Raw genomic sequence first — 26,346 nt, 5'->3', positions numbered from 1 at the left:
TCAGGGCGCGATGACGCCGAGCCAAAACCAGATTCCGTCAAGGAGACGGCATGGACGTCCCCATCGTATTGCCGCCGAACAATCCCGCCCTGAGCCGCCGAACCGCAATCTCGGCCGAACCAATGGCTCCACCGCGCCGCATGGCGGATGCGATCCGCGCCTTGGTGATCGATGCGATCGGACCACCGCAGCCGGATCACCCCGAACCGCCGATCGGCCCCGCCCAAACTGGAATGGCCCAAATCGGCATGGCCGATGTCGCGACCGCGCTTTGGACCCGGTTCCACAAGTTCGACGCGGCCGATCCTCGCTGGCCCGACCGCGACCGTTTCGTGCTGTCCGCCGGCCATCACTCGATTCTGCTGCGCGCGCTGATCCACCTGACCGGACATGACACGATGTCGATCGATGACATCCGCACGGGCCCTGCTGCCGCGCTCTATCCTGGCCACACCGGCCATCCGGCGGTCGAGACCGCCTCCGGTCCCTGCGGGGAGGGCTTGGCGACCGCCGTCGGGATGGCGCTCGCCGAACGCAACATGGCCGCCCGCTTCGGCAAGTCGCTGGTCGACCATCGGACTTGGGTGTTCGCCTCGGACGACGACCTGATGGCGGGGATCAGCCACGAGGCCGCCGCACTCGCGGGCCACCTTGGCCTCTCCAAGCTGGTGGTGCTTTATCACGATAATCGCGGCTCGATCGATGGCGAGCCGGCGTTATTCTGTTCCGACGACGTGCTGAAGCGGTTCTCTGCCTATGGCTGGGCCACCAAGCAGGTCGAGGGCGATGATCCAGCCCAGCTCAACGCAGCTCTGTCCTTCGCCGTGCGCTCGCGAAAACCCACGTTGGTCGCCTGCCGCGCCGCGACCCCGCCACTGGCCGCCAATGCAGCGGCAACACGCTCGGCCGCGGGATCGACGCGGGGTCGAACCCCCACCGCCGGCGGTAAACCGCGCATCCGCTGGCATGACCGCCCGCACGACTGCCCCTGGGTTATCCCGGCCGATGTGTCCCAACGCTGGCACGCCGCCGGTAGCCGGGGCGCCGCGGCGCGCCGTTCCTGGCTGAAGCGTCTCGCCCGGCACAACCAGCGCGGCGAGTTCGAACGGGTGATCTCGGGCCGCCTGCCGGACACCTGGCACGAGGCGATGGCCGATCTGAAGCACCACATCGCCGACCGCTCGCCGCCGCCCGCCGGTCGCGCTTCAGGCCGCGTCCCAGACAACGATTGCCTCGAAACGCTGGTCACCGCGACCCCCGAACTCATCGGCGGGTCGGCCGGCTCGACCGCAGCGAACGACACTCTGACAAACGGCTTGGCGCCAATTTCCGTAAGCAACTATGGCGGCCGACATATCCACTACGGCATTCGCGGGCACGCCATGGCCGCCGCCGCCAACGGCATGGCGCTGCACGGCGGTATCATCCCCTATGTGGCGACCGGCGTCGCCTACAGCGACGCGCTGCGCCCGGCGCTGCGGATGGCGGCGATCATGCGTCAGCGCGTGATATATGTGCTGACCCACGATGCCGCCGGCATCGGCCGGGACGGTGCCTCCGATCACCCGGCCGAGCATCTGGCCGACCTGCGTGCGATGTCCAATGTTCACGTGCATCGGCCGGCCGACAGCATGGAAGCCGCCGAATGCTGGGAACTCGCGCTGCGCCGGGCGGACGGTCCCAGCCTGCTGGTGCTGCCCCGCCCGACCCTGCCGACAGGGCGCACCGACGCCACCGAGAACCGCTGTGCCCGCGGTGGCTACGTTCTGGCCGAGGCCGAGGGACCGCGCCACGCCACCCTTATCGCAACCGGATCGGAAGTGGCGATCGCCATGGCCGCTCGTGACCATCTGGCCGCCGCCCGCGTCGCCGTCGCCGTCGTGTCGCTGCCGTGCTGGGAACAGTTCGACCTGCAGGATAGCGCGTATCGCGCCCACGTGCTGGGCGCCGCGCCGCGCGTCGGCATCGAGGCCGCCTCAGGCTTCGGCTGGGACCAGTGGCTGGGTCCCGACGGCACGTTCATCGACCTGTCCGGGCCAGCCGCATCCGCCGGTCATCCGCGACGCGATGCGGATTTCGCGATTACGACCGATGCCGTGGTCGCCGCGGTGACCCGCCGTCTCGGGTAAAACGCGCGTCAAACCTGCACGCCGTGCGGGCGGTTGGCGTTGATTTGTCTCAGAGACTGTGGCGTTAAGGCTATATTACATACCAAATGGTAACCGAACGGGAGCAAGTCATGGCGGTAAAGGTCGCGATCAACGGATTCGGGCGCATCGGACGCCTGGTGCTGCGCGCCATCATCGAGAGCGGGCGGGACGACGTGGTGCCCGTCGCCATCAATGACCTCGGCAGCGTCGAGGCCAACGCGCATCTGTTTGCCTACGACAGCGTGCACGGCCGCTTTCCCGGCCAGATCGAGGTGTCCGGCGACGCCATCACCATCCGCCACAACGGCAAGGTTTACGGTCCGCTGAAAGTGTCCGCCGAACGCGACCCTACCAAGGTGCCCTATAAAGGCGTCGATGTGGCGCTGGAGTGTACCGGCATCTTCGCCAGCAAGGCCAAGGCCTCGGCGCTGCTGACCGCGGGCGCCCGCAAGGTGCTGATCTCCGCCCCCGCCGATGAGGTCGACGCCACCATCGTCTACGGTGTCAACCACAAGACGCTGACCAAGGCCATGACGGTGGTGTCCAACGCATCCTGCACCACCAACTGCCTGGCGCCGATGGCAATGGTGCTGCATCAGCGCTTCGGCATCCTGCGCGGCTACATGGTGACCATCCACGCCTATACCGGTGATCAGAACACCGTTGACACGCTGCACAAGGACCTGCATCGGGCCCGCGCGGCGGCGGTTTCCACGATCCCGACCTCGACCGGCGCTGCCCGCGCCGTCGGGCTGGTGCTGCCGGAACTGAAGGGCAAGCTGGATGGTACCGCCATCCGCGTCCCCACCCCCAACGTCTCCTTGGTCTCACTCGACGTCAATCTGTCGCACCAGGCCAGCAAGGAGGAGATCAACGCCGCCATGCAGGACGCCTCGAAGGGCGAACTGGCCGGAATCCTCGATTACAACACGGCACCGCTGGTCAGCGTCGACTTCAATCACAACCCCGCCTCCTGCAGCTTCGACGCCACCCAGACCGCAGTGGTTGACGGCGCGCTGGCGCGGGTCATGGGCTGGTACGACAACGAATGGGGCTTCTCCAACCGCATGGCCGACACCGCCGCCCTTTTCGGCAGCCTTTAAGACTGGTCCGCGCGTGGTCGTGGGCTGATCTTGTTCTGATCCAGGGCGTTGTGCCTCGGGCCGCCTAACATCGGGAGCGACATCGGGAAAACGCCCCTGGACAAATTCCCTGGACAAATTTCCCCTGGACAAAGTCCCCTGGGGACCACGGCCTCAGGCGAAAACGCCGCTTCGAAATGCCGCCTGGCACAACGCCCCATAAACCTTGTTTGCGTCTGACGCAGGAAGCTCAACCATGCCCTTCCGCACCCTCGACAACCTCGACGTCGCCGGCAAGCGGGTCCTGCTGCGCGCCGACCTCAACGTGCCCCTGCGCGACGGCAAGATCACCGATCTGACCCGCATCGAGCGCCTGTCGCCCACCATTCGCGAACTGTCGGGCAAAGGCGCGAAAGTCATTATCTGCAGCCATTTCGACCGCCCGAAAGGCAAGCGCGTCAAGGAAATGTCACTCGCCCCGATCGCCGCCGCGCTCGCCGAGGTCCTCGGCCAGCGCGTCCGCTTCGTCGAGGATTGCACCGGCGTCGCCGCCGAACAGGCCGTCGGACTGCTGGCGCCAGGAGCCGTGTTAGTGCTGGAAAACACCCGCTTCCACGCCGGCGAGGAAACCAACGACCCCGCCTTCGCCGCGGGCCTGGCGAAGCTGGCGGAAATCTTCGTCAACGACGCGTTCTCCGCCGCCCACCGCGCCCACGCCAGCACCGAGGGCGTGGCGCACCTGTTACCGTCCTATGCCGGGCGCTTGATGCAAGCCGAACTGCAGGCACTCGATGCCGCCTTGGGCAAGCCGGAGCGTCCGGTGGCGGCCATCGTCGGGGGCGCCAAGGTGTCAACCAAGCTGGAACTGCTCGGCAATCTGGTCGCCAAGGTCGATCTGCTGATCATCGGCGGAGCCATGGCCAATACCTTCCTGGCCGCGCAGGGCAAGCGCGTCGGCAAATCCCTGCAGGAGGCCGACATGCACCAGACCGCGCTCGACATCCTCGCCAAGGCGCGCGACGCCGGCTGCCGGGTGTGGCTGCCCACCGATGCCGTCGTCGCCCGCACGTTCGAGCCGGATCCGCCGACCGAGGTGGTGCCCGCCGACGCGGTCCCCGGCAATTCGATGATCCTCGACGTCGGCCCGGCCTCGGTGGCGGACTTGATCCAGCGACTGCCGTCACTACGGACTCTGATCTGGAACGGCCCGCTGGGCGCGTTCGAAACTCCGCCGTTCGACGCCGCCACGATCGCCCTGGCCCGCGCCGTCGCCGCAGCCACCAAAAACGGACTGTGCAGCGTGGCCGGCGGCGGCGACACGGTTGCGGCGCTGCGCCAGGCCGGCGTGATTGACCAACTGACCTACGTCTCCACCGCCGGAGGCGCCTTCCTGGAATGGCTCGAGGGCAAGACCTTGCCCGGCGTCGCCGCGCTGGCAAACTGACCGGACCAAAACCCTGCCGGGCGAACCGTCATGACCAGGGTGTATCTCGCCGGCCCCGACGTCTTCCTGCCCGATCCGTTCGACTGGGCGCAGCGGAAGAAAGCGATCTGCGCCGGCTTTCACCTGGTCGGCGTGTCGCCGCTCGATGACCTGCCCGATCAGCCGCCCGACTGGGATTGCCTCCCCGAATGGCAGCGCATCGCGTTGCGTAACGAGGCCCATATCAGAAGCTGTGTCGCGATCGTCGCCAACCTGACCCCATTCCGCGGACCCAGCGCCGACGTCGGCACGGTATACGAGGTCGGATTTGCCCGCGGTCTCGGCCTGAAACTGTTCGGCTACGCCACGGTGTCGGCCGACCTGCTCGACCGCACCCGATCCTTGGTCGGCGCACGCCAGCAGCCGGACGGAACCTGGCGCGATGCCGACGGATTGCTGGTGGAACAGTTCGGTCTGTTCGACAACCTGATGATCGAGGCCGCCATCAGCGACTCCGGGGGCGCCCTGGTGCGCGACGACCAGGATCGCTGGCGCGACCTGTCGGTGTTCGAACGCTGCGTGCAACTGGCCGCGCAACACCTGCTCGGCGGTTGATCATCCCGCCCGGCCCCCGACGATCCGCCACGGTCAGTCCAGCGTCTCCAGCAACCCCGCCATCAGCGCCGCCCGCTGCGCCAGATGGCCCCACAGGATATGCTCGTGGCTGGCATGCGCGCCGGCCCCCGGACAGCCCAGCCCGTCCAGCGTCGGGATGCCCAGCGCGGCTGAGAAATTGCCGTCCGACCCGCCGCCGCGATGCTGCTTCGGCAGCGCCAGCCCAACCTGCTGGGCAATCCCTTGGGCATGGGCGTAAAGCGAGCCGATCGCCGCGCTTTCGGTGTAGGGCGGCCGGTTCATCCCGCCCTCGACGATCACCCGACAGCCGGGCGTCTTCGCCGCCAATCCCAACAACCGCTGCTCCATCGCCACCCCATCCGCCGCCGAGTTCACCCGCAGGTCGATCTCACAGCCGGCATCGGGGGCGATCACGTTGGGCCTCGACCCGCCCCAGATCGGAGCGGCGTTCAGCGTGATCCCGCGCTCGATGTCCACCATCCGATGCAGTCCGATGATCTGGTGCGACAGCTCGACGATCGCCGAGGCACCATCCTCGAATGCACCGCCGGCATGCGACCCGCGGCCCTCCACCCGCATGGTGAACCGTCCGACGCCCTTCCTGGCAGTCACGCACGCCCCGCTCGCACCGGCCGGCTCCGGGATCAGCACCGTCGCCGCCTGCGCCGCTTCCCGCTCGATCAGCCAGCGGCTGGTCGGGCTGCCGACTTCCTCGTCCGGCGTCAGCAAAAGCACGATCGGCCGAGGCGTCCGAATGCCCTGCAGCAGGATCGACCGCACCGCATGGAATGCCAGGAAACTGCCGGCCTTCATGTCGTAGATCCCCGGACCGTGCGCCTTGGCACCGTTCACCGCGTAGGGCATCGAGGCCAACGTGCCGTGTGACCACACCGTGTCGAGGTGCCCGGCCACCAGGATCGGTTTCTCCGCGTCGGATTTGGCCGCCGCCGGCGTGCACGCGATCAGGGTGTCGCCGTAACCGTCGCGTCCCGGAATCCGCGTGATCGCGGCTCCGGCGCGGGCCAGTTCCCCCTCGGCCACGTCCATCAGCCGGTTCACCGCCGCCGCATCGGTCGTCGGGGTCTCCATTCTTACCCAGGCTGAAAGCTCCGCCAGCAAGTCCTCGGAGCAGCCAATTTGCGTTGCCGGCATGATTCCCTCTCGGTTTCGGATCAATACTGTGTGCGCATGCAACGCCGGGACGCCCGGCTGCTTTCGGCACGGGTCATGAGTTGCCGAGGCAGCACAACAAACCGGGATCGCCAGAATGTCCAGCTTCTATAGGTTTGACGACCTGTACATCGGCCAGACCGAGACTCTATCCAAGACCATCACCGACGCCGACGTAACGATGTACGCGGCCGTCAGTCTGGATACCAACCCCGTCCACCTCGATGAAGAAGTCGCCCGCCGATCCCGCTTTGGCGCACGCGTCGCGCACGGCATGTTGTCCGCCGGCTTGATCTCGGCGCTGCTCGGCACCCGGTTGCCCGGCCCCGGCACGATCTACCTCAGTCAGTCGCTGACCTTCCACGCGCCGGTGAGGATCGGGCAGACGGTCACCGCCACGGTGCGGATCACCGATTTGAACCTGCCGCGGAAAAGCGCCACCCTGCGCACCACCTGCATGGTGAAGGAGAACGTGGTGATCGACGGCGAAGCCTGTGTCCTGGTGCCCTCGCGTCCCTGATGCGGATCTTTACCGATTGGCGCGACGTGCCAGAAGATGCCCGCGGCGCCACCGTCGCGCTGGGCAACTTCGACGGCGTCCATCGCGGCCACGCCAGCGTCATCCGGGCCGCCCACGCCGCCCGTCCCGACGCCCCCCTCGCGGTGCTCACCTTCGAGCCGCACCCGCGCGAGCTGTTCCGTCCCGATGATCCGCCGTTCCGCCTGACCCTGTCCGCCGAACGCGCCGACGCACTGGCCGCGCTCGGTGTCGACCTGCTCTACGAACTGCCGTTCAACCATCAGTTCAGCCTGATGACCGCCGACGATTTCGTCGGCCAGGTCCTGCATCACGGGTTCGGCGCCCGCCATCTGGTATCCGGCCAGGACTTCGCCTTCGGCCACCGCCGCGGCGGCAACACCTTCTTCCTGGCCAAGCGAGCGGAGACCCTCGGCATGGGACTGACGCTGGTGCCTCCGGTCACCGATGCCCAGGGACCCTTGTCGTCATCCCGCATTCGCCGAGCGCTGCAAGACGGCTATCCGGAACCGGCGACGGCTGAACTCGGCCGTCCATGGGCGATCCGAGGCATCGTCAGCCACGGCGATCAACGCGGCCGCACCATCGGCTTCCCCACCGCCAACGTGCCGCTCGGCCGCCACCTGGAGCCGGCGAGGGGGGTCTATGCCGTCACCACCCGTCTGGCCGACGGCAGCACGGTCAAGGGCGTCTGCAACATCGGCCGCCGCCCCACGGTCAATGCCGGCACCGAAAGCCGGCTGGAGGTCAATCTGTTCGACTTCGACGCCGACATCTATGGCACCGACATCACCGTCGCGCTGCACGCCTATATCCGCGCCGAGACGAAGTTTTCCGGCCTCGACGCGCTGAAAGCCCAGATCGCCGCCGACGCGGCCGACGCAAAACGTCTGCTCGGCTGAGCTTGCGCCGATCCGGCGCCGGAGTCAGCTTGGCTGGCAAAACTCAGGAGGAACGCAATGCCGACACTGCGGCGCCCCGATGGCGAAATCCATTACCAGACCTTCGGAGCCGGCTTCCCGGTGCTGCTGTTCGCCCCCGGCGGCCTGCGCTCGCGCATGGAGATGTGGCCCGCGCCCGCCGCCGGCCCCGCGCGCCCCTGGGTCGACTGGACCCAGGCGCTGCCTTCGGCCGGCTTCACCGCGGTGGCGATGGACCAGCGCAACGCCGGCGCCTCGGTCGCCGCCATCGAGGCGGACCACGGCTGGCACACCTACGCCGCCGACCACATGGCGCTGATGGACCATCTCGGGTTCGAGAAATTCCACGTGCTCGGCGGCTGCATCGGCGGCAGTTTCTGCCTGAAGGCAGTGCAAACCGCGCCGCAACGCGTGGCCTCGGCGGTGTTGCAGAACCCGATCGGCCTGCATCCAGACCATCCCGAATATTTCCCCGACAGCCACGCCGAGTGGACCAAGGAGCAAATGGGCGCCCGCCCGGACCTGAAGTCCGACGTGCTGGCCGGATTTGGCCACAACATGTGGGACCACCCGTTCGTGTTCTGCGTCGATCAGGACTTTGTCCGCCGCTGTCCGGTCCCCACCTTCCTGCTGCCCGGCACCGACACCCCACATCCGGCGGCGACCAGCGCCGAACTGGCTGCCTTGTTGCCGGGGGTGGAGGTGCTGAAAGACTGGCGCGGCCCCGACCACCTGGGCCAGCAGCGTGACCGGGTGGTGGCGTTCCTGAAAGCCAATACCCCCGCCCGCTAACCCTCGCCGGCCAATGGCCGCCACAGCCTTGGGTCGAAGCCGAACGCCTCGATCGTGTGCACCGCGGCCTGGCCGGCATCGGGATGACGTGGATTGAGCAACACGTTCCAGGAGTGCGGCACCAGTACCGACGGGACAAGCAGGGCACACGACTGCGCTTCCGTCAGCCACATATCGCCCGTTTCGACGCGGTCCGCGGCGCTAGCGAACACTCTGTCGGGATTATCTGGCACCACGACTTGCATCAGCACGTAATCCACCGGCAGAAGCTCGAACGGCAGATCGAGGTGAACCCGCATCTCCAAAGCGGCCAGCGCGGGGTGCTCCGCCAGATAGACGAGCGGCCGCCCCGCGCTGTTCCATCGCCCGCCAAACCGACGGGCGCCTTCGCCGCTGAGATCCGCATACGCGCGGCGGCAAAGCCGCCACGCCAGCATCAGGCACCGAGTCCGTGCGCGATCCGCCACAGGATCGCCTCGACCTGCCGGGTGCCGATATCGGTGTCGAGGCGATCCAATGGAGCCTCGCCGTCCAGCAACGCCGTCGGCCGACGCAGCCAGGCATGAGCTTTGCTTCGATCGCCGAATGTCGTCTCCGCGTCCTCAATGATACGCAACAGGCGGCTCAACCGATCGGATTGTTCGGCGGTCAGCGACCCCAGACCACGCCGATGCGCCAACGTCTTGCGCGGCAGCGCCAACCGGTCGAGCTCAGCCAGTGAAATGCGTCCATCAGCCAGGGCATCATCCACCACCCGAAGCGGCAGACCCTCCCGCACATACGGCAACCAAGTCGCTGGCGCTTCAGCAAATCCTCCAGGCTTTGGCAGTACTCCGATCATGCTTGCAAAATCCAATTTAAACGACGCCATCCCATTCAAGCCGGGGTCGCCCAAGTAGCGAAAGAGCATCCAAGCGTCTCGGGCAACATCCCTGGTGACGACGTGCATATCGCCCATTCAACCCCGGATGTCAAGAGCAATCAGCACGCCGAGCCGCTCAGACCACGATCGCCGCCCGCTCACCGGCCGCGCGCACCCAAGCCGCGTCCATATCCTCGTCGAACAGTTCGGTCAGCTTCTTCATCATCGTGCCGCCCAGTTCCTCGGCATCGACGATCGTCACCGCTCGGCGGTAATACCGCGTCACGTCATGGCCGATGCCGATGGCGATCAATTCCACCTGGTCGCGGTTTTCGATATCGCGGATCACCTCGCGCAGATGCTTCTCTAGGTAATTCCCGGGGTTCACCGACAGCGTCGAATCATCCACCGGCGCACCGTCGGAAATCACCATCAGGATGCGCCGGTGCTCCGGCCGCACCAGCAGCCGACGGTAGGCCCACAGCAGCGCTTCGCCGTCGATGTTCTCCTTCAGCAGCCCCTCGCGCAGCATCAGCCCGAGGTTCTTGCGCGCCCGCCGCCATGGCTGATCCGCCGCCTTGTAGATGATGTGGCGCAGGTCGTTCAGCCGTCCGGGGTTCCGCGGCTTGCTGTCCTGCACCCATTTCTCCCGGCTCTGCCCGCCCTTCCACGCCCGCGTGGTAAAGCCCAGCACTTCCACCTTCACCGCGCAGCGCTCCAGCGTGCGTGCCAGGATATCCCCGCACATCGCCGCCACCGTGATCGGCCGCCCGCGCATCGACCCCGAGTTGTCGATCAGCAGCGTCACCACGGTGTCACGGAATTCCATATCCAGCTCGCGCTTATACGACAGCGCCAGCAGCGGATTGATCACCACCCTGGCCAACCGCCCGGCATCCAGCATGCCCTCGTCGAGGTCGAATTCCCACGATCGGGTCTGCTGCGCCAGCAACCGGCGCTGCAGCCGGTTGGCCAGCTTGGAGATCACCCCCTGCAGATGCTGCAACTGTTGATCCAGTTGCTGCCGCAACCTGGCGAGTTCATCCGCGTCACACAGGTCCTCGGCATCGACCTCTTCGTCGAATTGCCGCGTGTAGGCGCGATAGGTCGCATCGCTGTCCGGATTGGGGCGCTCCCGCCGCGGCTGCGGACCGCCCGGGCGATCGTCGCCCTCGGCCACCGCCGCCTCTTCCTCGGACTCCGACCCATCATCGTCGGCGGCTTCGCCTTCCATCTCCTCAGGCTGGGCCCCCAGCATCGAATCCTGCTCCGACTCCGACTGGCCCTCGCCGTCCTGAGAGTTGTCCTGCGACCCGGACTGCTCGCCGCCGTCCTCGCCGTCCTCGGAGTTATCATCGGGGTCCACATCGACCTCAGCCTCGGCCAGGTCCAGCGCCGCCAACAGCCGGCGAGACGCCCGCGCGAAGGCCCCCTGGTCTTGCTGCGCCGTCATCATTTCCGCCAACGCCTGATCGGCCGAATCGCTCAGCGTGTCGCGCCAAAGATCCAGCACCCGCCGAGCCGCCTCGGGCCCGGCGTCGCCCGACAACCGCTCGCGCGCCAACAGTGCCAGCGCCTTGTCGATCGGCAACTGGTCCTTGCGGGTCATCCGGTCATAGCCTTCGGACTCGCATTCCTCGGCCAACTTGGCACGCAGGTTGGCGCTGACGCCGTTCATGAAGCGCGAGCCGACCACCTCCACCCGCACCTGCTCCAACGCGTCATAGGCGTCCTTCGCCTCCCGCCGCGTCGGCATCCGCTGGGCGTGCAAGCCGTCATCGTGGTGGCGCAGCCGCAGCGCGATCGCGTCCGACTGGCCGCGCAGCTTCGCCATCTCGGCGGCCGGCAAGGCGCGCGTCGGCAGCGGCAGCCGCGCCCGCTTGCCCGACACGCCGGACGGTCCGGGCTGGAATGCCACCTGCACATCCGGCTGCTCAGCGATCGCGCGCAGCACACCCGCCGTGGCACGCTTGAAATCCTCGGCCCGGGCGTTGTCCTTCGTGCTCCCGCTCATGCCAGACCCCGCTTATGCGAACTTCCGAGTGGTGAAGCCACCGGTCGGGATGTCCTCGTTGAAACAGCGCTGATAGTACTCGCCGACAGTGGAACGTTCCGCTTCATCACATTTGTTCATGAACGTCACCCGGAAGGCGAAGCCCACGTCGCCGAAGATGCGCGCGTTCTCGGCCCAGGTGATCACTGTCCGAGGCGACATCACGGTCGAGATATCCCCGTTGATGAACCCAGCCCGGGTCAGGTCGGCCAGCGCCACCATGCTCTCGATGCGCTTCCTGGTGGCGCTGTCCTTGGCACCATCGATGCCCATCTTTGCCATCACGATGCCGGTTTCCATGGCGTGCGGCAGGTAGTTCAAGGTAGCAACGATATTCCAGCGATCCATCTGTCCCTGATTGATCTGCTGGGTGCCGTGATACAGCCCGGTGGTGTCGCCCAACCCCACCGTGTTCGCCGTCGAGAACAGCCGGAACGACGGGTGCGGCCGGATCACCCGGTTCTGATCCAGCAGGGTCAGCTTGCCCTCGACCTCCAGCACGCGCTGGATCACGAACATCACGTCCGGCCGCCCGGCGTCGTATTCATCGAACACCAGCGCGCAGGCGTGCTGCAGCGCCCACGGCAGGATGCCCTCGCGGAACTCGGTGATCTGCTTGCCGTCCTTCAGCACGATCGCGTCCTTGCCGATCAGGTCGATGCGGCTGATGTGGCTGTCGAGGTTGACGCGGATGCAGGGCCAGTTCAGTCGCGCCGCCACCTGTTCGATATGGGTCGATTTGCCGGTGCCGTGGTAGCCCTGGATCATCACCCGGCGGTTGTAGGCAAAGCCGGCCAGGATCGCCATCGTGGTTTCCCGGTCAAACCGATACGACGTGTCGAGCTCCGGCACGTGTTCGGTGCGCACCGAGAACGCAGGCACCTCCATGTCAACATCAAGATCAAAAATCGGCCGCGCCGACACTTTGGTGTCGGGCAGGTTGATCTCGGACGTCGGGCGGGGTGGGGCGATATCGACAGCCGTGTTCATAGTCCAGCATTTCCTGTTGCAATTGGCAGAAAGTCTAGCGTTGACGGCGCGGCGCGCAAGGGCCGCGCGAGGCCGACGGTGGTCGGCCTATCCGGTGGCCGCGACCCTGGCCTCGGAGCCAAGCCTGGAGCGCACCGCCGCATAGGCAAGATTGATCGTCTTCAGGCGTTCCTCGGCATCACGGCTGCCGCCGTTGGCGTCAGGGTGATGACGCTTGGCCAATTCCTTGTAGCGACTCTTCACCGCATCCAGCGTGGTCGGCCACGACAGCCCCAGCGTCGCCAGCGGCTCGCGCAGCTCCGCCGGTGCCTGATGCGGGTCCGGCCGCTTCTGGGTCTTCATCCGCGCCGCTGCCAGGATGTGCAGCGGGTCCTTCAGCACGTCCTCGTCCCAGGCCGTGTGGCCCAAGCTGCCGATCGGCCAGGTCGGCCGCTGCCAGGACGTGTCGGCACGCAACTGCGCCTCGACCTCGGCCGGCGACATGCCCTTGTAGAAATCCCAGCCGGCGTTGTAGGCGCGGACATGTTCCAGACAGAACCAATGGTACTCGTTCAGGCTGGACCGCGACTTCGGCGCTCGGTACTCACCGGCCTCGGAACAGCCCGGCATGTCGCAACCCCGACCCGCAGGCGCGGCCGGGTCCGGCGCGTAGGCCCGAGGCCGCCCAGTTGATGTTCCGGGCGCGTGTGGGGGACGTCGCATCATCGCAGCCTTTATGTGCGCCGCGAAGGGCCGTTGGCAATGGTCGTTGAACGCAGCAGGCGGCCGAACCCGGTGACATGTCGACGGCATGCCATGCGCCTCGGTCTCCGCCATGCTGTTGCCGGATGATGCCAGCACGCCCAGGCGGCGGCCGCCGTAACGGATCGCGTTCATGTTAGGCGCCGATCGCGCTCAGCGCGTTCAATGCGGGTGGAAATCCGGTCAATGGCGCGGTCGGCATGATCGCCTCGACCACCGGCGTCCGGGTCAAGCCGACATTCAGCGCCGATCGGCCGAACTTCGCCGCCTGTCCGGCCAGACGCAGCGCGCTGAAGGCGACAACCGCGACCACGGCCCGTTGCCGATGCTCCAGCCTCGGCCGCGACCAGATCTCCCCGTATCCGTAACGGATCGTCACCGGATACAATTCTCCGGTCACCGGCTTGTCCGGCGACGCATACCCGTCGCTCGCCCAGGCGCCGTGCCCTGGCCGGCGCCGGCCGCCGCATCGCGGCGCGCGCCCGCCTCGCACCGCTGGACCGTTGCAAAAAAACCTCCAGGCCAATGCATCCGATCGGCCGGCTTCGCACGAAAGTCTATCAGCGACCGGTCACGGCCGCCCAAACCAGCGAGGAGTTCGCACCATGAAGACCGCTGCCCTGCTTACCGCCGTCCTGCTGACGGCGTCCGCCCCCGTGTTCGCGCAGTCGATGTCGGAACCGACCGTCCGCGTAGGCGGCCAGTCGATGTTCCCAAGCAAGACCATCGTCGCCAACGCGGTCAATTCCGCCGATCACACGACGCTCGTCGCCGCGGTGAAGGCCGCCGGCCTGGTGGATACGCTAAGCGGCAAGGGTCCGTTCACCGTGTTCGCGCCGACCAACGAGGCGTTCGACGCGCTGCCAAAAGGCACCGTTGCGACCCTCGTCAAGCCCGAGAACAAGGCGATGCTGACCAAGATCCTGACCTACCACGTGGTGCCAGGCGACTACACGACGACCAAGCTGCGCTCGATGATCCTTGCCGGCAACGGCATGGCGACGCTGACCACAGTGGAAGGCGGCAAGCTGTTCGTCATGATGAACGGTTCCAACAACCTCAGCGTGAAGGACCAGAAGGGCGACGTCGCCGACATCACCATCTCCGACGTCAATCAATCCAACGGCGTGATCCAGGTTGTGGATCACGTATTGCTTCCCGGCTAACGCCTGTCCGAGACGCCGCCGCAAGGCGGCGTCTCAACCACCCCCGTCGCCGACATCGCTTCGTGCCAAGACCGGCCTCGTCGCCAGGCGCCATAACCAGCCGGATATATTTCCTATCAAGAACAGACCACGTCGCCATCGCTGCGCCGGATCGATCCGTTTCAATGCCAATGCGGATTAATCCATATTATGGCCGGCCCTGGATCCATCCGTGTCATGGTTCTTCGCTGATCCATACTTGCCATGGCCACCCCCTGATCCATCCGTGCCATGTCCCGCCTCAGGCCGGCCAGCCGTGTTGCCGGCCGCATCAAGGCAACCCAACCGATCGCCAGCCGGAATGCGCCAACCTTCACTCCAACGCCGTCAACTGGCCGCCGTACAACACCGGCCCGGTCGGCTGCCCGGTCGGAGAACCGCCGCGCGGTTCGAGGCTCACCAGCAACTGCGTGCCGGCCGGCAGCGCAACAGCCAACTGCCGACCCGACGCCGGCAACACCCCGAGCGAGCGGGGTCGCGTCTCCCCGGCGCCCAACGCCCAAAGCTCCAGGTCATGATCGCCGGGCACCGTGATCGTCCCGTCCGGCTGGATGCTGGTCACTCCGTTCGACCGCGTCGTCGCCAACAATACCGGGACGCCGTCCGTCATCGGTGCCAGCACCGCAACCCGAGGCGGCGAGCGATGCACCACGACCGCCGCCAGCGAAGCGGCGATCGCCAGCGCGGCACCGGTGCTCGCCTGCCAGACCCGCAGCCGACGCCGCAGCCCAAGCGGCACCACGTCCGCCGCCGCTGCTGCCATCGCAGATGCTGCCCCGGCGGCTGGCGGCGCAGTCTTAGTGCCCATCTCGGCCGCCGGGGATGTCGCCCCCACCGCCGACGACGCCGCCACGGTTGCCGGCGTCGTCGCAACCCCCACCGGCACGGCACTCGCCCCACCCGACGCCGTGGCAACGTCGATGCGGTCCCACAGCCCCGCCGGAGGCGCGACCGGCGGAGCGCAGGCAGCCAGCGGCATCAGCCGTTCTTCCCAACGGCGCACCGCGGCGGCAAACGTCGCATCGGTAGCCAGCAATTGTTCGGCCGCGCGTGCCTCCTCGCCTTCCAGCGTACCCAGCACATGTTCAGCGGCAATCAGATCGCGATCCGCTGCGTCACTCATGTCGCCAGACACTCCCGCAGCGACAGCAGGCTGCGGCGAATCCAGGACTTCACGGTCCCCAGCGGCACCGACAGCTTTTCCGCCAATTCGCTGTGCGACAGGCCTTCGACGAACGCCATCACCACCAGCCGCTGCCGATCGGCGTCAAGCAGACCCAGGCAACGGCGCAACGCCGCGCCCTCGGCACTGCCCACCAACCGGGCCAGCGCGTCGGGCGTGTCGTCGGACTGCTCGTCCGGTTCATAGCCCGGGATCTCGCGTGCCCGCCGGCGCACGATATCCAGCGCTCGGTAACGGACCAGGCTGATCAGAAAGGCTTCGGCACTGCCCCGCGCCGGGTCGAACCGGGATGCCTGCTGCCATACCTGCACGAACGCATCCTGCGTCGCGTCGGCAGCGAGTCCGGTCTGCCGGGTGATCCGCAGCGCTATGCCATGCAGACGCCCGCCCCAGCGATCATACAGCACCCGGAAGGCCGCCCGGTCGCCGCCGGCGCAGCGCAGCAACAGCCCCGCCGTGTCATCGGCGGCGGACGGCGCGGTGCGCGGCGGCGGGTTGTTCGGCATGCGGCGAGCCCTGAGATCGCAAATCCTAACCTATACGGCGGCCGATGCTTAACGGATGCACCGACACCGCACGCGCGCGCCTCATCACCGGCGCGGGCAGCAGCCTCACCCTGCGGCCGACGTCTTCGCGCCGCCGCGCACCACTATGGCGTCCCGCGTCCGAAGGTGATAACCGCCAGAATCGAGACATTTGGACCATGGCCGACATCGATCCGACCAAGCGACAGCAAGCCGATACCAACGATACCCAGCGCCAGCGCTGGCGCATGATGATCGTGGTGATCGGCATCGTCCTGGCCATGCTGTTGTGGTCGTTGGTTGCCCACCTCATACCGACGTCAAACGGCTGACCCATTATCCGCCTCGACGGCCACCGCGCCGAACGCCTCAAAACCCGCGCCGAGCGATGTCCAGCGCAAAGTAGCTCAGAATCAGGTCGGCGCCGGCGCGCTTGATCGCGCCAAGGCTCTCGCGCACCGTCCGGTGCTCATCGATCGCGCCGGCCAGCGCGGCGAATTTGATCATCGCGTACTCCCCGCTGACCTGGTAGGCGGCCAGCGGCAACAAGCTACGCTGACGGATCTGAGTCAGTACATCCAGATACGGCATCGCCGGCTTCACCATCAGCATGTCGGCGCCCTCGGCCTCGTCGGCGTCGGATTCGCGCAGCGCCTCGCGCCCGTTCATCGGGTTCATCTGATACGCCTTGCGATCACCCTCCAGGTCGCAGCCCGCCGCTGCCCGGAACGGCCCATAGAACGCCGAGGCGAACTTGGAGGAATACGCCATGATCGGAATGTTGCCGAAGCCGTTGCCGTCGAGCGCCGCACGGATCGCCGCCACCTGACCGTCCATCATCGACGACGGCGCGATCATGTCGGCTCCGGCCTCGGCGGCGACCACCGACTGCTTGCCGAGGTTCTCGATGGTGTGGTCGTTATCCACCTCGCCGCCATGGATCACGCCGCAATGGCCGTGCGAGGTGTATTCGCAGAAACACGTATCCGAGATCAGCATCACCCCCGGCGCGGCGTCCTTCGCCCGCTTGATCATCCGCGCCAGCAAGCCATCCCGGTTCCACGCATCGCTGCCGGTCGCATCCTTGCGGTGACTGACCCCGAACGTCATCACCGCCTTGATGCCGGCCGCGGCGATCTCCTTCATCGCGGCGTCCAGCTTGCGCTCCGGGATACGGAAAATGCCCGGCATCGAGTCCACCGGCGCGAAGTCGTCAAGCTCCTCCTCGACGAAGATAGGGTAGATCAGGTCGTTCACCGAGACGGTGTTTTCGGCCAGCAGGTCCCGCATCACTTGGCTGCTCCGCAGCCGGCGCAACCGCATCATGGGAAACTGACTGACCATCCCGAACCTCCTAGACCTGCGCGGTCATGCCCCGGGGCGATCACGCCGGCGACCCGGCCCGACTGCGGGCGAGCCGCACCAGGTCGTGGACCGCACAGCCCGCACCGGCAATGACATCCTAGCACCGCGACACCTCAGTACTGAGCATGATCGCGCTACGCGGAACGTGCAAGGCGCTTGAATCATGCGACAAAACAACGCCATCATTGGCCGCCGGCCGGTCCAGCCTGAAAATGCTGGTCAATGCGCCGCCAATGGCGCCATGCCTCGCCCAGCATCGTGATTCCACCGCCAGGGCCGCATCCACGGGGCCGGCATCCCACAGGCCGACATCCACGGGGGCCACCGGCCGACATCCACGGGGCCACAGACCGACATCCACCGGGCCGGCATCCACCAAGGTGAGACCGGCATCTACTGCGGCAGCAACCGATACATCTTCCCGTCGAACTGGCTCAGCCGCATGCTCTTCATCGGCCGATAGTCGGTCGGGCTTGTGCTGATCGTAATCCCCGGCAGCACCATCGGCAGCCTGGTGGTGTCCGGCAAGCTGGTCGCCGCCTTCATGATGTTCGCCCGTGACAGGTCGTCGCCGGCCCGCTGGAGCACCAGAACCAGCGCCTGAGCCATGGTGTAGCCATACGCCCAAACCGGATTGGCCGCGTCGCTCTCGGGCGCGTATTTCGCCCGCCAGGCCTGAAACTGCTTCATCCCGGCATCATCCGCCCAACCCGGGTCGGTCGGGTCCTTCAGATACTGCGCGGTAATCACCCCGACCGACTTGTCCAGCCCGGCCGACACCAGCGCCGGGTTCACCAACGCGCCGTTGGAATCGATGATATGCAGCGGGTGCCAGCCGATATCGGACACCTTGCGGATCGACATCGCGGCGAATTTCGGCGTGCTGGCATCATACAGCAGGTCGGCACCCGAGGACTGCAGCTGCAGGATCTGCGAATCGATCGTCGGGTCGGTGATCTCGTACGACAACGTCTTGACCACCATCTTGGCGTATTTGTCGCCCAACCCGTCCTTCAACCCGTTCACATAGTCTCGCCCGAGGTCGTCGTCCTGGTACAGGATGGCAATCTTCGCATCCGGCTTGTGCCGCAGGATATACTTGCCATACATCTCTCCCTCCAGACGGTAACTTGGCTGGAACGGAATGCTCCACGGGTACAGCTTGGGATCGATGACGAACATCGACGCGCCGGACCCAAGCCAGATGTCGGGCACCTTCTTCTGATTGACATACCTGCGGATCGCCGCGTTCGGCGCGGTGCCGATGGTCTGGAACAGGATCGCCACCTGGTCCTCCTCGATCAGCCGGCGCACCACCTCGATCGTCTTCGGCGGGCTGTAGCCGTCATCGACCGCGATCAGTTCGATCTTGCGGCCATTGATGCCACCTTGGTCGTTGATCATCTTGAAATAGTCGGATTCGGCGGTGGAGATCTGCCCATAGGCACTCGCCGGACCGCTGAACGGCGCGCTCTGGCCGATTTTGATCGCGCTGGCGGTCACGCCCACCGTCGCCTTCTGCGCCCATCCCGGCACCGACAATCCGGCGAGCAAGACCGCCGCCGCGCAGCCCATTCTGATCATTGACGTTCTTCCCATCGTTACGCTGCACTGTGGGTGACGTCGCCATCCGGCGCAAGGGCTGACGAGGCCCCCATTCAGGCGTCACCAGCCGTTGTGGCTTCCCCGTCTCAACGTTGACGCTATGCCGCCGAAACATCACTGTCCGGCGCATCGGCTGGAACAGGCCGAACGCAGGAGGATGTCGGTTCATGACGACGATCGGGCGCAGGCGTCTCGGCGGATTTGCAATGGCGGGAGGCGCCGCCGCGATCGCTGCGCCACTGGTGGCGCGCCACGCGCTGGGCGAGGCACCGGTGCATCACCTGAAGATGACGATGGCCGACGTGTCGTCCCATCCGATCTACGGCATGCTCAACGACTTCGCCGCCGACGTGCGGAAGCGCACCGGCGGCGCGGTGGACATCAAAGTCTACGGCGCAGGCCAGCTCGGCAGCCAGGCCAACGCGTTGACCGGCATGCAGACCGGCACGATCGACCTGGTGTGCCACACCACCGGCTTCATCGAGACGATCTACCCGACGGTCGCGGTGCTCGATCTGCCCTACATCTTCAAGACCAGCGAGCAAGCCGAAACCGTGCTGGACGGCCCGGTCGGTCAACAATTGTTCGACCTGTTTCCGGCCAAGGGCATCTACGGACTGTGCTGGGGCCATTGGGGATGGCGCCCGGTCACCCACGCCACCAAGCCGGTCCCCGAACCGAAAGACATCGCCGGCAGCAAGGTCCGCATCCAGCCCGGCGCGATCTACGCCGCCACCTACAAGACCCTCGATGCCGCCCCCCAGGTGATCGACCAATCGGAGATTTATCTGGCGCTGTCACAGCACGCGGTGGACGCATTGGAGGTGCCGCTGATCTCCCTGGTCGCCAGCAAGTTCTATGAAGTCGCCAAGCACATCACGCTGACCAACTTCGCCTACAATCCCGGCGCCATCATGGCCAGCAAGCGGACCATGGACAGACTGGACCCGCCATACCAAAAGGCGATCCGAGACGCCGCGCTGGCCGCCACACCGCCCTGGCGCACCATGATGGCGCAGAAAACCATCGAGGCGACCGCATTCCTGAAAACCCAGGGCTGCACCGTCGCCGAACCGGACAAAGCCGCCTACGCCGCCGCGCTGAAACCGGTCTGCCAGCAGTTCCGGCCGATCGTCGGCCCCGCACTGCTGGACAGCATCATGAAGCAGACCGGCAACGCATGAACGCCGCCACCTCCGCCGCCGCGAGCCCTCCCATCGCGGCCGGGGGCGCCGCCCGAGTTCTTTCACGCGTCATGCATGGCCTCGGCCGGCTCGCCACCATCACCGCCGCCATCGCGCTGCTGGTCGAACTGGCCGTCGTGCTGGTCAGCATCATCGGCCGCGGCACCATCGGTCACGGCCCGCTGTGGAGCGACGAGGCCTCGCGGCTGGCACTGTCGATCATCGCCTTCATCGGCGGCGCGGCGGCCTATCGCGGCGCGCATCACACCGCGATCCGGCTGGTCACCGACCGGCTCAACCAGACGATGCGCCAGGCGGTGTGCGCGGCGATCGAGTGGCTGGTGCTGATCGTCACGGCGACGACGGCCTGGCAGTCGATCGCGCTGCTGACGGCGAGCTGGGACAACGTCACCCCCATCCTGCAGATCAGCACCGGCTGGATCACCTTGCCGGTTACCGTCGGACTGCTGCTGATCGCGCTGTTCGCGCTCGACCGCCTGGTGGTCGGCTACTCCTGGCGCATGGTCGCCCTGACCGGCGCAGCGATGGCGATCGGCACCGCGTTGACCGTGCTCGAGGCCGGCGCGCCGGCCTTCGCCGACAATCCCGGATCGGCGCTGACCGGCATGATCCTGCTGTTCTTCGGCGCCATCCTGCTCGGCATGCCAGTCAGTTTCGGCATGCTGTTCGCCACGCTGAGCTACCTCGACCTGACGGATACCGCGCCGCTCGTCGCCGTGCCGCAGGCGATGGTCGATGGCACCGGCAACTTCATCCTGCTGGCGCTGCCGTTCTTCATCTTCGCCGGACTGATCATGGAACGAGGCGGCATCAGCCTGCGGCTGGTGCGCTTCGCCATGGCGATCATCGGCCGCGTCCGCGGCGGCTTGCTACAGGTCGTGGTGGTGACGATCTTCCTGGTCAGCGGCGTGTCCGGCTCCAAGGTTGCCGACGTCGCCGCGGTCGGGCCGGTGGTGCGGCGCGAGCTGAAGCGGCAGGGCTATCGCGAGTCCGAAGGCGCCGCGGTGCTGGCGGCCTCCGCCGCGATGGGCGAGACCATCCCGCCCAGCATCGCCATGCTGGTGCTGGGATCGGTGACGCCGATCTCGATCGGGACGCTGTTCATCGCCGGAATCCTGCCCGCCGTGGTGATCGCGCTCTGCCTGATGACGCTGATCTACCTGCTGGCCCGCCGCAGCTCCCGCCGCGACGATCTGCCGGTTGAGGGCGGCCGCCTGCGCGCCATCCCCGGCGCGATCCTGCCGCTGATCATGCCGGTGGCGATGGTGCTCGGTATCAAGTTCGGCATCGCCACCCCGACCGAGGCGTCCTCGCTGGCGGTGGTCTACGGCGTGGTGCTGTCGGCGCTGATCTACCGAGCCATGCCGCTCCGCACCCTGGCGGGCATCGCCGGCGAGTGTGCCAATTCGGCCGGCATGGTGCTGTTCGTCCTGGCCTCGGCGTCGGCCTTCGCCTGGGTGCTGACGGCGGCCAACCTGCCGCAGGCGCTGGTCGTGCTGCTGGGCGCGATGGGCGGCGGCAGTTGGGCGTTCATGGCCGGTTCGGTGGTGCTGCTGATCGTGATCGGATCGCTGCTGGAGGGGTTGCCAGCGCTGATCATCCTGGCACCGCTGCTGCTGCCGATCGCGGTGCATATGGGGGTCGATGCGGTGCAGTACGGCATCGTCCTGATCCTGGCGATGGGGGTCGGCGCGTTCATCCCGCCGATCGGGGTGGGGTTCTACGTGTCCGCCGCGGTCGCCGGCGCCGATATCGAAAGCGCCGCACGAACCATGATCCCCTACGCCGTCGTGCTGGTCCTGGCCGTCCTGCTGATCGCCTTCGTGCCGGAGATCACGCTAGTGCTGCCGCGCCTGCTGGAGGGTCATGGTTAGCAGGAGGTTCGCCGGCCTCACACCTGGAAGGCCACGATATCCAACGCCAGAACCGAGACCCCCAATGGTCCGACCGCAGGCCTGAAGGATGATCCTGAGCGTTCTGGTCAAACACAGTTTCTCCCTCGCCGGACACCGCACCAGCGTCGCGCTGGAGGCGGAATTCTGGACCGAGCTGCGACGGATCGCACAACGCCGCGGCCAGACCCTGGCTGCCCTGGTCGCGGCGGTGGATGCGGCCAGGCAACCGCACCGCCCGCTTGCCTCGGCGCTGCGGGTGACCGCACTGCTGGCCAACCAGACCGGATCGTCCGCCACCGATCGGACTGGCTGACCGCGACACAGATCGTGTCACGCAACGATTACACCGCGGCATCGAGACCCGGCGGTACGCCACCCGCGAGAAACGACGCGAGAAACATCTGGCCCAGAATGCGCTTCGTCTCGGGTGCGCCCGGCGTCAGCCGCCCGTCGCGGATTGCCCGTCGCAACGCCGCCCGGGTCGGCACCGACAGGTCGGCGTCCGCCGCCGCCCCCGATGCCGCCGCCGCCGCGCTCAGCAGCACCCCGGCATAATACAACCGCGTCAGCGTGCGTACCAGCACAAGCCGCGCGCGAAGCGCATCATCCGGTGCGCGGCCAAGCCAAGCCTGCAACAGCACGCACTCCAACTCGGGTGAGGCAGCGAAATTGTCCAACATGATCGCCGCGTCAACCGCGGGATCGTTGCGGTAGGCCGACTCCCAGTCGATCAGCCACAGTCGTTCGCCGTCGAACAGAATGTTGCGCGGCACCAGATCGTTGTGGCTGGAAACAGATCCCGCCGGATCCCAGACGTAGGTCTCGCGGGTGCGCGCAAGCCGGTCCGTATGGGCGTCTAGCACCCCGGGCGCGAACAGACCGGTGCGGCACACATGCGCCCACAACCGGGCGACGATGTCGGGGTATTCGACGAACCGCGGAAATGGCGGCGTTGCCTGCAGGCAACCCAGCATTTCGCCCAACGCGCGCGCCAGCGCGCGGCGTCCCCCCGGATAGCCACCCAGCGGCCGCTGCTCGATAAAATCCATCACCGCGACACCTTCCGCCGCGTCGGCATAGTGCAGCCTGGGGGCAATCCCGGCCTCCGCCGCGATGCGCATCGAGACATATTGGTGTGGGTTCCGCAACGGACTTGCCGGACCCTCCAGCCGGACCAGGTAACGCCGCTTATCGATCTCGACCCGAAACGGCAACGCACCGGAAGCGCCGCCGGTCACCGGGCGGACCGTATCCGCCCGGGCCGATCCAAAGGCGGCCATCAACGCTCGGCGAACCGCCTCGACGGGTGCATTCCGCGGCCTCTCATCCGAGTCTTCAACCATCGGCGCGGGTCTAGCACAGCCGCGGGACACCTCGATGCATCGGCGTTCATCAGCGCCTATCCGCGTGCATCTGCGTTTCCCAATCTTCTCACCGATCGCATCGGTCCCGGTCACTCCAGGCAACCGAGCCTCCGCAAACAGCGATGCACCGCTGCCTGCACAGAGCCAACGCCAACGTCAGCACCCGCGATCAGGGGCCCCCAGCCATGACGTGGGCAACCGCGGGCGTTTAGCTCAAGACCCGGCCACCCCGCGCAGCACCCGCGCCGCCGCCACCAGATTCTCCAGCGCCGGCCTCACCTCTTCCCAGTTTCGCGTCTTCAGCCCGCAGTCCGGATTGACCCAGATCTGCCAGTCATCCAGCCGCTCGCGCGCCAGCCCAAGCAACTCGGTCATCTCGCCAACGTCCGGAACCCGAGGACTGTGGATATCCCACACCCCCGGCCCGATCTCCGCCGGATACCCCGCCGCCCCGGCCCCCCGCCGGGCGAACGCATCCAACAACTCCATCCGGCTGCGCGTGGTCTCGATCGAGATCGCGTCGGCGTCCATCTCCGCGATCGCCGCCATGATGTCGTTGAATTCCGAGTAGCACATATGGGTGTGGATACTGGTGTCATCCCGCACCCCACTGGTCGCCAGCCGGAAGCACGCCGCCGCCCAGCCCAGATAATCCGCCCAAGACTCCCTGCGCAGCGGTAACCCCTCGCGGAACGCCGGCTCATCGACCTGGATGACGCCGATGCCGGCCGCCTCCAGGTCCACCACCTCGTCGCGGATCGCCAGCGCGATCTGCCGGCACACCGTCGCCCGCGGCACGTCGTCGCGCACGAACGACCATTGCAGCAGCGTCACCGGCCCGGTCAGCATGCCCTTCATCGGCGCCTGCGTCCGCGATTGCGCATAGCCCGACCAGCGCACCGTCATCGCCCGAGGCCGCGCCACGTCGCCCCAGATGATCGGCGGCGCCACGCACCGGCTGCCGTACGACTGCACCCAGCCATGCCGAGTGAAGCCAAACCCATCGAGCTGCTCTGCGAAATACTTCACCATGTCGTTGCGCTCGAACTCGCCGTGCACCAGCACGTCCAGCCCGATCGCCTCCTGCCAGCGCACCGCGTCGTCGATCCAGCCCTCGATCAGGCCGTCATAGGCCGCCGAACTCAACTCGCCGCGCCCCAGCGACGCCCGAGCCCGGCGCACCTCCGCGGTCTGCGGGAACGAACCGATCGTGGTGGTCGGGAACCGAGGCAGCCGCAGCCGCGCCTGCTGCGCCGCCCGCCGCGTCGCATATGGATTGTCCCGCTGCTCCATCCCGGGTGTCAGCCCCGCCATCCGCGCCTGCACCGCGTCCCGGTGTACCGCCACGCTTGTCCGGCGCGACCGCACCGCGGCATCGCTGGCCGCCAACTGCCCAGCGATCGCCGCATCCCCCTCGTCCAGACCGCGACCCAGCGCCGCCACCTCGTCGAGCTTCTGTTCGGCGAACGCGAGCCAATCCGTCACCTCGGCGCCCAGCCCGGTTTCCTGTCGCATCCCGGTTTCCTGTCGCAGATCCACCGGCACATGCAGCAGGCTGCACGACGGCGCCACCATCAGCCGCCGATTGCCCCGCGCCGAGGCGACCGTCCGCAGCACCCCCAACGCCGCCCGCAGATCGCTGCGCCAGATGTTGCGCCCATCCACCACGCCCAGCGAAAGCCAGCGTTCGGCCGGCACCGCCTCTAGAACCGACTCCAGTTCCGCCGCCCCACGCACCAGATCGACATGCAGCCCAGCCACCGGCAGCGCCGCCGCGGTCGCCAGATTGTCCCCCAGCGGACCGAAATAGCTCGCCAGCAGAATATCCGGCGCCGGCCCCCGCCGCAGCGTGTCGTACGCCAGCCCGAACGCCGCGCGGGCCTTGGCCGACAAATCGAGCGCCAGCACCGGTTCGTCGATCTGCATCCAACTGGCATTCGCCGCCGCCAGCCCGCTCAACACCTCGGCATAGACCGGCAGCATCCGGTCCAGCAGATCCAGCGGATCGGAGCCGTCCGTCGTCTTGCTCAGCATCAGCAGGCTGACCGGACCCAGCAGCACCGGCCGGGTCCGGATCGACAGTGCCAGCGCCTCGCGGAATTGCTGCAGCGGCCGGTTCTCGGTCAGCACGAAACGATCATCCGCGCTCAGCCGAGGCACCAGATAATGGTAGTTGGTATCGAACCACTTGGTCATTTCCAGCGCCGGCAGGCCGGGCGCGATGCCGGCCGCCTGTTCCGCCGCAGTGCCGCGCGACCCCCGCGCCAGGGCGAAATAGCTCGCCAGCGAGACCGGGCCCTCGCGCCATCCATAGCCCGGGGGCACCGCACCCAGCATGCAGGCGGTATCCAGCACCTGGTCGTACAACGAGAAATCGCCGGACGGAACGTGCCCCATGCCGTGCCCCGCCTGCAGCTTCCAGTGCCGGCTGCGCAGGGACCGCGCGGCATCGTCTAGCCCGGCCGCGTCGATCTCGCCCGACCAAAACCGCTCCAGCGCGAATTTCAGTTCACGGCGATGGCCGATGCGCGGGAACCCAAGATTGCTTGCGATCGTCATGCCGGCCTCCGCTCGCTGCGGATGGACCCTGAGTCAGGGCAAGAATAGCGGCGAACGCCGCCGGAAATCGCGGACATGTCTGTC

The 26,346-nt window shown here is 67.0% G+C and carries 25 protein-coding genes; 12 read left to right on the top strand and 13 right to left on the bottom strand.

All coding sequences use genetic code 11. From position 1 onward, the window contains the following. Positions 1 to 50 precede the first annotated feature (50 nt). From ACQY4T_RS06700 to ACQY4T_RS06685, 4 genes are all read left to right on the top strand, one after another. Complete coding sequence (locus tag ACQY4T_RS06700) at positions 51 to 2,129, top strand: transketolase-like TK C-terminal-containing protein (protein ID WP_428539155.1); 2,079 nt, start codon at positions 51 to 53, stop codon at positions 2,127 to 2,129. Positions 2,130 to 2,239: 110 nt separating this feature from the next. Continuing rightward, positions 2,240 to 3,253 (top strand): type I glyceraldehyde-3-phosphate dehydrogenase, encoded by a 1,014-nt coding sequence (gene gap / locus ACQY4T_RS06695; protein WP_428539153.1) that lies wholly within the window; start codon positions 2,240 to 2,242, stop codon positions 3,251 to 3,253. Between the two features lie 235 nt (positions 3,254 to 3,488). Next, positions 3,489 to 4,676 carry a phosphoglycerate kinase gene (locus ACQY4T_RS06690; RefSeq protein WP_428539151.1) on the top strand — a complete coding sequence of 396 codons (1,188 nt, stop codon included), beginning with the start codon at positions 3,489 to 3,491 and terminating at the stop codon, positions 4,674 to 4,676. Between the two features lie 30 nt (positions 4,677 to 4,706). After that, positions 4,707 to 5,270 carry a nucleoside 2-deoxyribosyltransferase gene (locus tag ACQY4T_RS06685; RefSeq protein WP_428539149.1) on the top strand — a complete coding sequence of 188 codons (564 nt, stop codon included), beginning with the start codon at positions 4,707 to 4,709 and terminating at the stop codon, positions 5,268 to 5,270. Positions 5,271 to 5,303: 33 nt separating this feature from the next. Here ACQY4T_RS06685 and ACQY4T_RS06680 read toward each other — a convergent pair whose 3' ends face one another. Further along, on the bottom strand, positions 5,304 to 6,443 hold the full coding sequence (locus ACQY4T_RS06680; RefSeq protein WP_428539147.1) for a M20 family metallopeptidase: 1,140 nt from the start codon (positions 6,441 to 6,443) through the stop codon (positions 5,304 to 5,306). Positions 6,444 to 6,558: 115 nt separating this feature from the next. Here ACQY4T_RS06680 and ACQY4T_RS06675 point away from each other — a divergent pair, with 115 nt between their 5' ends. The 3 genes from ACQY4T_RS06675 to ACQY4T_RS06665 are packed head-to-tail and all read left to right on the top strand — an operon-like array spanning position 6,559 to position 8,711. Beyond that, entirely contained in the window at positions 6,559 to 6,981 is a 423-nt protein-coding gene (locus ACQY4T_RS06675) for a MaoC family dehydratase (RefSeq protein ID WP_428539145.1), read from the top strand. Continuing rightward, positions 6,981 to 7,901 (top strand): bifunctional riboflavin kinase/FAD synthetase, encoded by a 921-nt coding sequence (locus ACQY4T_RS06670; protein ID WP_428539143.1) that lies wholly within the window; start codon positions 6,981 to 6,983, stop codon positions 7,899 to 7,901. Before ACQY4T_RS06675 ends, ACQY4T_RS06670 begins: the two co-directional genes overlap by 1 nt. A gap of 57 nt (positions 7,902 to 7,958) precedes the next feature. Then, on the top strand, positions 7,959 to 8,711 hold the full coding sequence (locus ACQY4T_RS06665; RefSeq protein ID WP_428539141.1) for an alpha/beta fold hydrolase: 753 nt from the start codon (positions 7,959 to 7,961) through the stop codon (positions 8,709 to 8,711). On the opposite strand, the gene ACQY4T_RS06660 is transcribed toward ACQY4T_RS06665, so the two are convergent. The 6 genes from ACQY4T_RS06660 to ACQY4T_RS06635 all read right to left on the bottom strand — a co-directional run bounded on the left by ACQY4T_RS06660 (position 8,708) and on the right by ACQY4T_RS06635 (position 13,757). Beyond that, positions 8,708 to 9,148: an RES family NAD+ phosphorylase gene (locus tag ACQY4T_RS06660; RefSeq protein WP_428539139.1), complete on the bottom strand. Its 441-nt coding sequence runs from the start codon at positions 9,146 to 9,148 to the stop codon at positions 8,708 to 8,710. The genes ACQY4T_RS06665 and ACQY4T_RS06660 overlap by 4 nt on opposite strands. Next, the gene (locus ACQY4T_RS06655; RefSeq protein ID WP_428539137.1) at positions 9,148 to 9,552 is read right to left on the bottom strand and encodes an antitoxin Xre/MbcA/ParS toxin-binding domain-containing protein; all 405 of its coding nucleotides are present in this window, start codon (positions 9,550 to 9,552) and stop codon (positions 9,148 to 9,150) included. The genes ACQY4T_RS06660 and ACQY4T_RS06655 overlap by 1 nt, the downstream gene beginning before the upstream one ends. A gap of 157 nt (positions 9,553 to 9,709) precedes the next feature. Then, entirely contained in the window at positions 9,710 to 11,587 is a 1,878-nt protein-coding gene (cobT, locus tag ACQY4T_RS06650) for a cobaltochelatase subunit CobT (protein WP_428539135.1), read from the bottom strand. A gap of 12 nt (positions 11,588 to 11,599) precedes the next feature. Beyond that, on the bottom strand, positions 11,600 to 12,616 hold the full coding sequence (gene cobS / locus ACQY4T_RS06645) for a cobaltochelatase subunit CobS (protein WP_428539133.1): 1,017 nt from the start codon (positions 12,614 to 12,616) through the stop codon (positions 11,600 to 11,602). Between the two features lie 87 nt (positions 12,617 to 12,703). Beyond that, positions 12,704 to 13,225, bottom strand: a complete 522-nt coding sequence (locus tag ACQY4T_RS06640) for a J domain-containing protein (RefSeq protein WP_428539131.1) — start codon at positions 13,223 to 13,225, stop codon at positions 12,704 to 12,706. A 268-nt stretch (positions 13,226 to 13,493) separates the two neighbouring features. Continuing rightward, positions 13,494 to 13,757: a carboxymuconolactone decarboxylase family protein gene (locus tag ACQY4T_RS06635; RefSeq protein WP_428539129.1), complete on the bottom strand. Its 264-nt coding sequence runs from the start codon at positions 13,755 to 13,757 to the stop codon at positions 13,494 to 13,496. A gap of 205 nt (positions 13,758 to 13,962) precedes the next feature. Between ACQY4T_RS06635 and ACQY4T_RS06630 the strand changes: the two genes are divergently transcribed. Beyond that, positions 13,963 to 14,523: a fasciclin domain-containing protein gene (locus ACQY4T_RS06630; RefSeq protein ID WP_428539127.1), complete on the top strand. Its 561-nt coding sequence runs from the start codon at positions 13,963 to 13,965 to the stop codon at positions 14,521 to 14,523. 352 nt (positions 14,524 to 14,875) lie between these two features. Here the strand turns inward: ACQY4T_RS06630 and ACQY4T_RS06625 are convergent, their stop codons facing one another. Both ACQY4T_RS06625 and ACQY4T_RS06620 read right to left on the bottom strand, forming a co-directional pair. Beyond that, a complete protein-coding gene (locus tag ACQY4T_RS06625) occupies positions 14,876 to 15,685 on the bottom strand; it encodes an anti-sigma factor (protein WP_428539125.1) in 810 nt (269 codons plus the stop codon). After that, positions 15,682 to 16,251 (bottom strand): sigma-70 family RNA polymerase sigma factor, encoded by a 570-nt coding sequence (locus ACQY4T_RS06620; RefSeq protein WP_428539123.1) that lies wholly within the window; start codon positions 16,249 to 16,251, stop codon positions 15,682 to 15,684. The genes ACQY4T_RS06625 and ACQY4T_RS06620 overlap by 4 nt, the downstream gene beginning before the upstream one ends. Positions 16,252 to 16,448: 197 nt before the next feature. Between ACQY4T_RS06620 and ACQY4T_RS06615 the strand changes: the two genes are divergently transcribed. Further along, entirely contained in the window at positions 16,449 to 16,601 is a 153-nt protein-coding gene (locus tag ACQY4T_RS06615; RefSeq protein ID WP_428539121.1) for a hypothetical protein, read from the top strand. A 37-nt stretch (positions 16,602 to 16,638) separates the two neighbouring features. Here ACQY4T_RS06615 and hemB read toward each other — a convergent pair whose 3' ends face one another. Continuing rightward, on the bottom strand, positions 16,639 to 17,613 hold the full coding sequence (gene hemB / locus ACQY4T_RS06610) for a porphobilinogen synthase (protein ID WP_428539119.1): 975 nt from the start codon (positions 17,611 to 17,613) through the stop codon (positions 16,639 to 16,641). 414 nt (positions 17,614 to 18,027) lie between these two features. Beyond that, on the bottom strand, positions 18,028 to 19,218 hold the full coding sequence (locus ACQY4T_RS06605) for an ABC transporter substrate-binding protein (protein ID WP_428539117.1): 1,191 nt from the start codon (positions 19,216 to 19,218) through the stop codon (positions 18,028 to 18,030). A 188-nt stretch (positions 19,219 to 19,406) separates the two neighbouring features. Here ACQY4T_RS06605 and ACQY4T_RS06600 point away from each other — a divergent pair, with 188 nt between their 5' ends. From ACQY4T_RS06600 to ACQY4T_RS06590, 3 genes are all read left to right on the top strand, one after another. After that, on the top strand, positions 19,407 to 20,423 hold the full coding sequence (locus tag ACQY4T_RS06600) for a TRAP transporter substrate-binding protein (RefSeq protein WP_428539115.1): 1,017 nt from the start codon (positions 19,407 to 19,409) through the stop codon (positions 20,421 to 20,423). Continuing rightward, complete coding sequence (locus ACQY4T_RS06595) at positions 20,420 to 22,318, top strand: TRAP transporter large permease subunit (RefSeq protein ID WP_428539113.1); 1,899 nt, start codon at positions 20,420 to 20,422, stop codon at positions 22,316 to 22,318. Before ACQY4T_RS06600 ends, ACQY4T_RS06595 begins: the two co-directional genes overlap by 4 nt. An 88-nt stretch (positions 22,319 to 22,406) precedes the next feature. Beyond that, complete coding sequence (locus tag ACQY4T_RS06590) at positions 22,407 to 22,652, top strand: ribbon-helix-helix domain-containing protein (RefSeq protein WP_428539111.1); 246 nt, start codon at positions 22,407 to 22,409, stop codon at positions 22,650 to 22,652. A gap of 28 nt (positions 22,653 to 22,680) precedes the next feature. Here ACQY4T_RS06590 and ACQY4T_RS06585 read toward each other — a convergent pair whose 3' ends face one another. Continuing rightward, positions 22,681 to 23,619, bottom strand: a complete 939-nt coding sequence (locus ACQY4T_RS06585) for a phosphotransferase (RefSeq protein WP_428539109.1) — start codon at positions 23,617 to 23,619, stop codon at positions 22,681 to 22,683. 297 nt (positions 23,620 to 23,916) lie between these two features. Further along, positions 23,917 to 26,262 carry a 5-methyltetrahydropteroyltriglutamate--homocysteine S-methyltransferase gene (gene metE / locus ACQY4T_RS06580; RefSeq protein WP_428539107.1) on the bottom strand — a complete coding sequence of 782 codons (2,346 nt, stop codon included), beginning with the start codon at positions 26,260 to 26,262 and terminating at the stop codon, positions 23,917 to 23,919. Between the last annotated feature and the right edge of the window lie 84 nt (positions 26,263 to 26,346).

The sequence above is a fragment of the Rhodopila sp. genome (assembly GCF_965277825.1).
Classification (GTDB): Bacteria; Pseudomonadota; Alphaproteobacteria; order Acetobacterales; family Acetobacteraceae; genus Rhodopila.
The sequence above is the reverse complement of the archived record's forward strand: the minus strand, read 5'-3'. Positions and strand labels throughout refer to the sequence as shown.

What these genes read in the sequence shown, in the direction of transcription:
- ACQY4T_RS06700 (WP_428539155.1), top strand. Translation starts at nt 51, where the DNA reads ATGGACGTCCCCATCGTATTGCCGCCGAACAATCCCGCCCTGAGCCGC.
- ACQY4T_RS06640 (WP_428539131.1), bottom strand. Translation starts at nt 13,225, where the DNA reads ATGCCGGGCTGTTCCGAGGCCGGTGAGTACCGAGCGCCGAAGTCGCGG.
- ACQY4T_RS06600 (WP_428539115.1), top strand. Translation starts at nt 19,407, where the DNA reads ATGACGACGATCGGGCGCAGGCGTCTCGGCGGATTTGCAATGGCGGGA.
- hemB (WP_428539119.1), bottom strand. Translation starts at nt 17,613, where the DNA reads ATGGTCAGTCAGTTTCCCATGATGCGGTTGCGCCGGCTGCGGAGCAGC.
- ACQY4T_RS06590 (WP_428539111.1), top strand. Translation starts at nt 22,407, where the DNA reads ATGATCCTGAGCGTTCTGGTCAAACACAGTTTCTCCCTCGCCGGACAC.
- ACQY4T_RS06595 (WP_428539113.1), top strand. Translation starts at nt 20,420, where the DNA reads ATGAACGCCGCCACCTCCGCCGCCGCGAGCCCTCCCATCGCGGCCGGG.
- ACQY4T_RS06625 (WP_428539125.1), bottom strand. Translation starts at nt 15,685, where the DNA reads ATGAGTGACGCAGCGGATCGCGATCTGATTGCCGCTGAACATGTGCTG.
- ACQY4T_RS06670 (WP_428539143.1), top strand. Translation starts at nt 6,981, where the DNA reads ATGCGGATCTTTACCGATTGGCGCGACGTGCCAGAAGATGCCCGCGGC.
- ACQY4T_RS06690 (WP_428539151.1), top strand. Translation starts at nt 3,489, where the DNA reads ATGCCCTTCCGCACCCTCGACAACCTCGACGTCGCCGGCAAGCGGGTC.
- metE (WP_428539107.1), bottom strand. Translation starts at nt 26,262, where the DNA reads ATGACGATCGCAAGCAATCTTGGGTTCCCGCGCATCGGCCATCGCCGT.
- ACQY4T_RS06655 (WP_428539137.1), bottom strand. Translation starts at nt 9,552, where the DNA reads ATGATCGGAGTACTGCCAAAGCCTGGAGGATTTGCTGAAGCGCCAGCG.
- cobS (WP_428539133.1), bottom strand. Translation starts at nt 12,616, where the DNA reads ATGAACACGGCTGTCGATATCGCCCCACCCCGCCCGACGTCCGAGATC.
- ACQY4T_RS06665 (WP_428539141.1), top strand. Translation starts at nt 7,959, where the DNA reads ATGCCGACACTGCGGCGCCCCGATGGCGAAATCCATTACCAGACCTTC.
- ACQY4T_RS06605 (WP_428539117.1), bottom strand. Translation starts at nt 19,218, where the DNA reads ATGATCAGAATGGGCTGCGCGGCGGCGGTCTTGCTCGCCGGATTGTCG.
- ACQY4T_RS06620 (WP_428539123.1), bottom strand. Translation starts at nt 16,251, where the DNA reads ATGCCGAACAACCCGCCGCCGCGCACCGCGCCGTCCGCCGCCGATGAC.
- ACQY4T_RS06630 (WP_428539127.1), top strand. Translation starts at nt 13,963, where the DNA reads ATGAAGACCGCTGCCCTGCTTACCGCCGTCCTGCTGACGGCGTCCGCC.
- ACQY4T_RS06675 (WP_428539145.1), top strand. Translation starts at nt 6,559, where the DNA reads ATGTCCAGCTTCTATAGGTTTGACGACCTGTACATCGGCCAGACCGAG.
- ACQY4T_RS06585 (WP_428539109.1), bottom strand. Translation starts at nt 23,619, where the DNA reads ATGGCCGCCTTTGGATCGGCCCGGGCGGATACGGTCCGCCCGGTGACC.
- ACQY4T_RS06660 (WP_428539139.1), bottom strand. Translation starts at nt 9,148, where the DNA reads ATGCTGGCGTGGCGGCTTTGCCGCCGCGCGTATGCGGATCTCAGCGGC.
- ACQY4T_RS06680 (WP_428539147.1), bottom strand. Translation starts at nt 6,443, where the DNA reads ATGCCGGCAACGCAAATTGGCTGCTCCGAGGACTTGCTGGCGGAGCTT.
- ACQY4T_RS06685 (WP_428539149.1), top strand. Translation starts at nt 4,707, where the DNA reads ATGACCAGGGTGTATCTCGCCGGCCCCGACGTCTTCCTGCCCGATCCG.
- gap (WP_428539153.1), top strand. Translation starts at nt 2,240, where the DNA reads ATGGCGGTAAAGGTCGCGATCAACGGATTCGGGCGCATCGGACGCCTG.
- cobT (WP_428539135.1), bottom strand. Translation starts at nt 11,587, where the DNA reads ATGAGCGGGAGCACGAAGGACAACGCCCGGGCCGAGGATTTCAAGCGT.
- ACQY4T_RS06615 (WP_428539121.1), top strand. Translation starts at nt 16,449, where the DNA reads ATGGCCGACATCGATCCGACCAAGCGACAGCAAGCCGATACCAACGAT.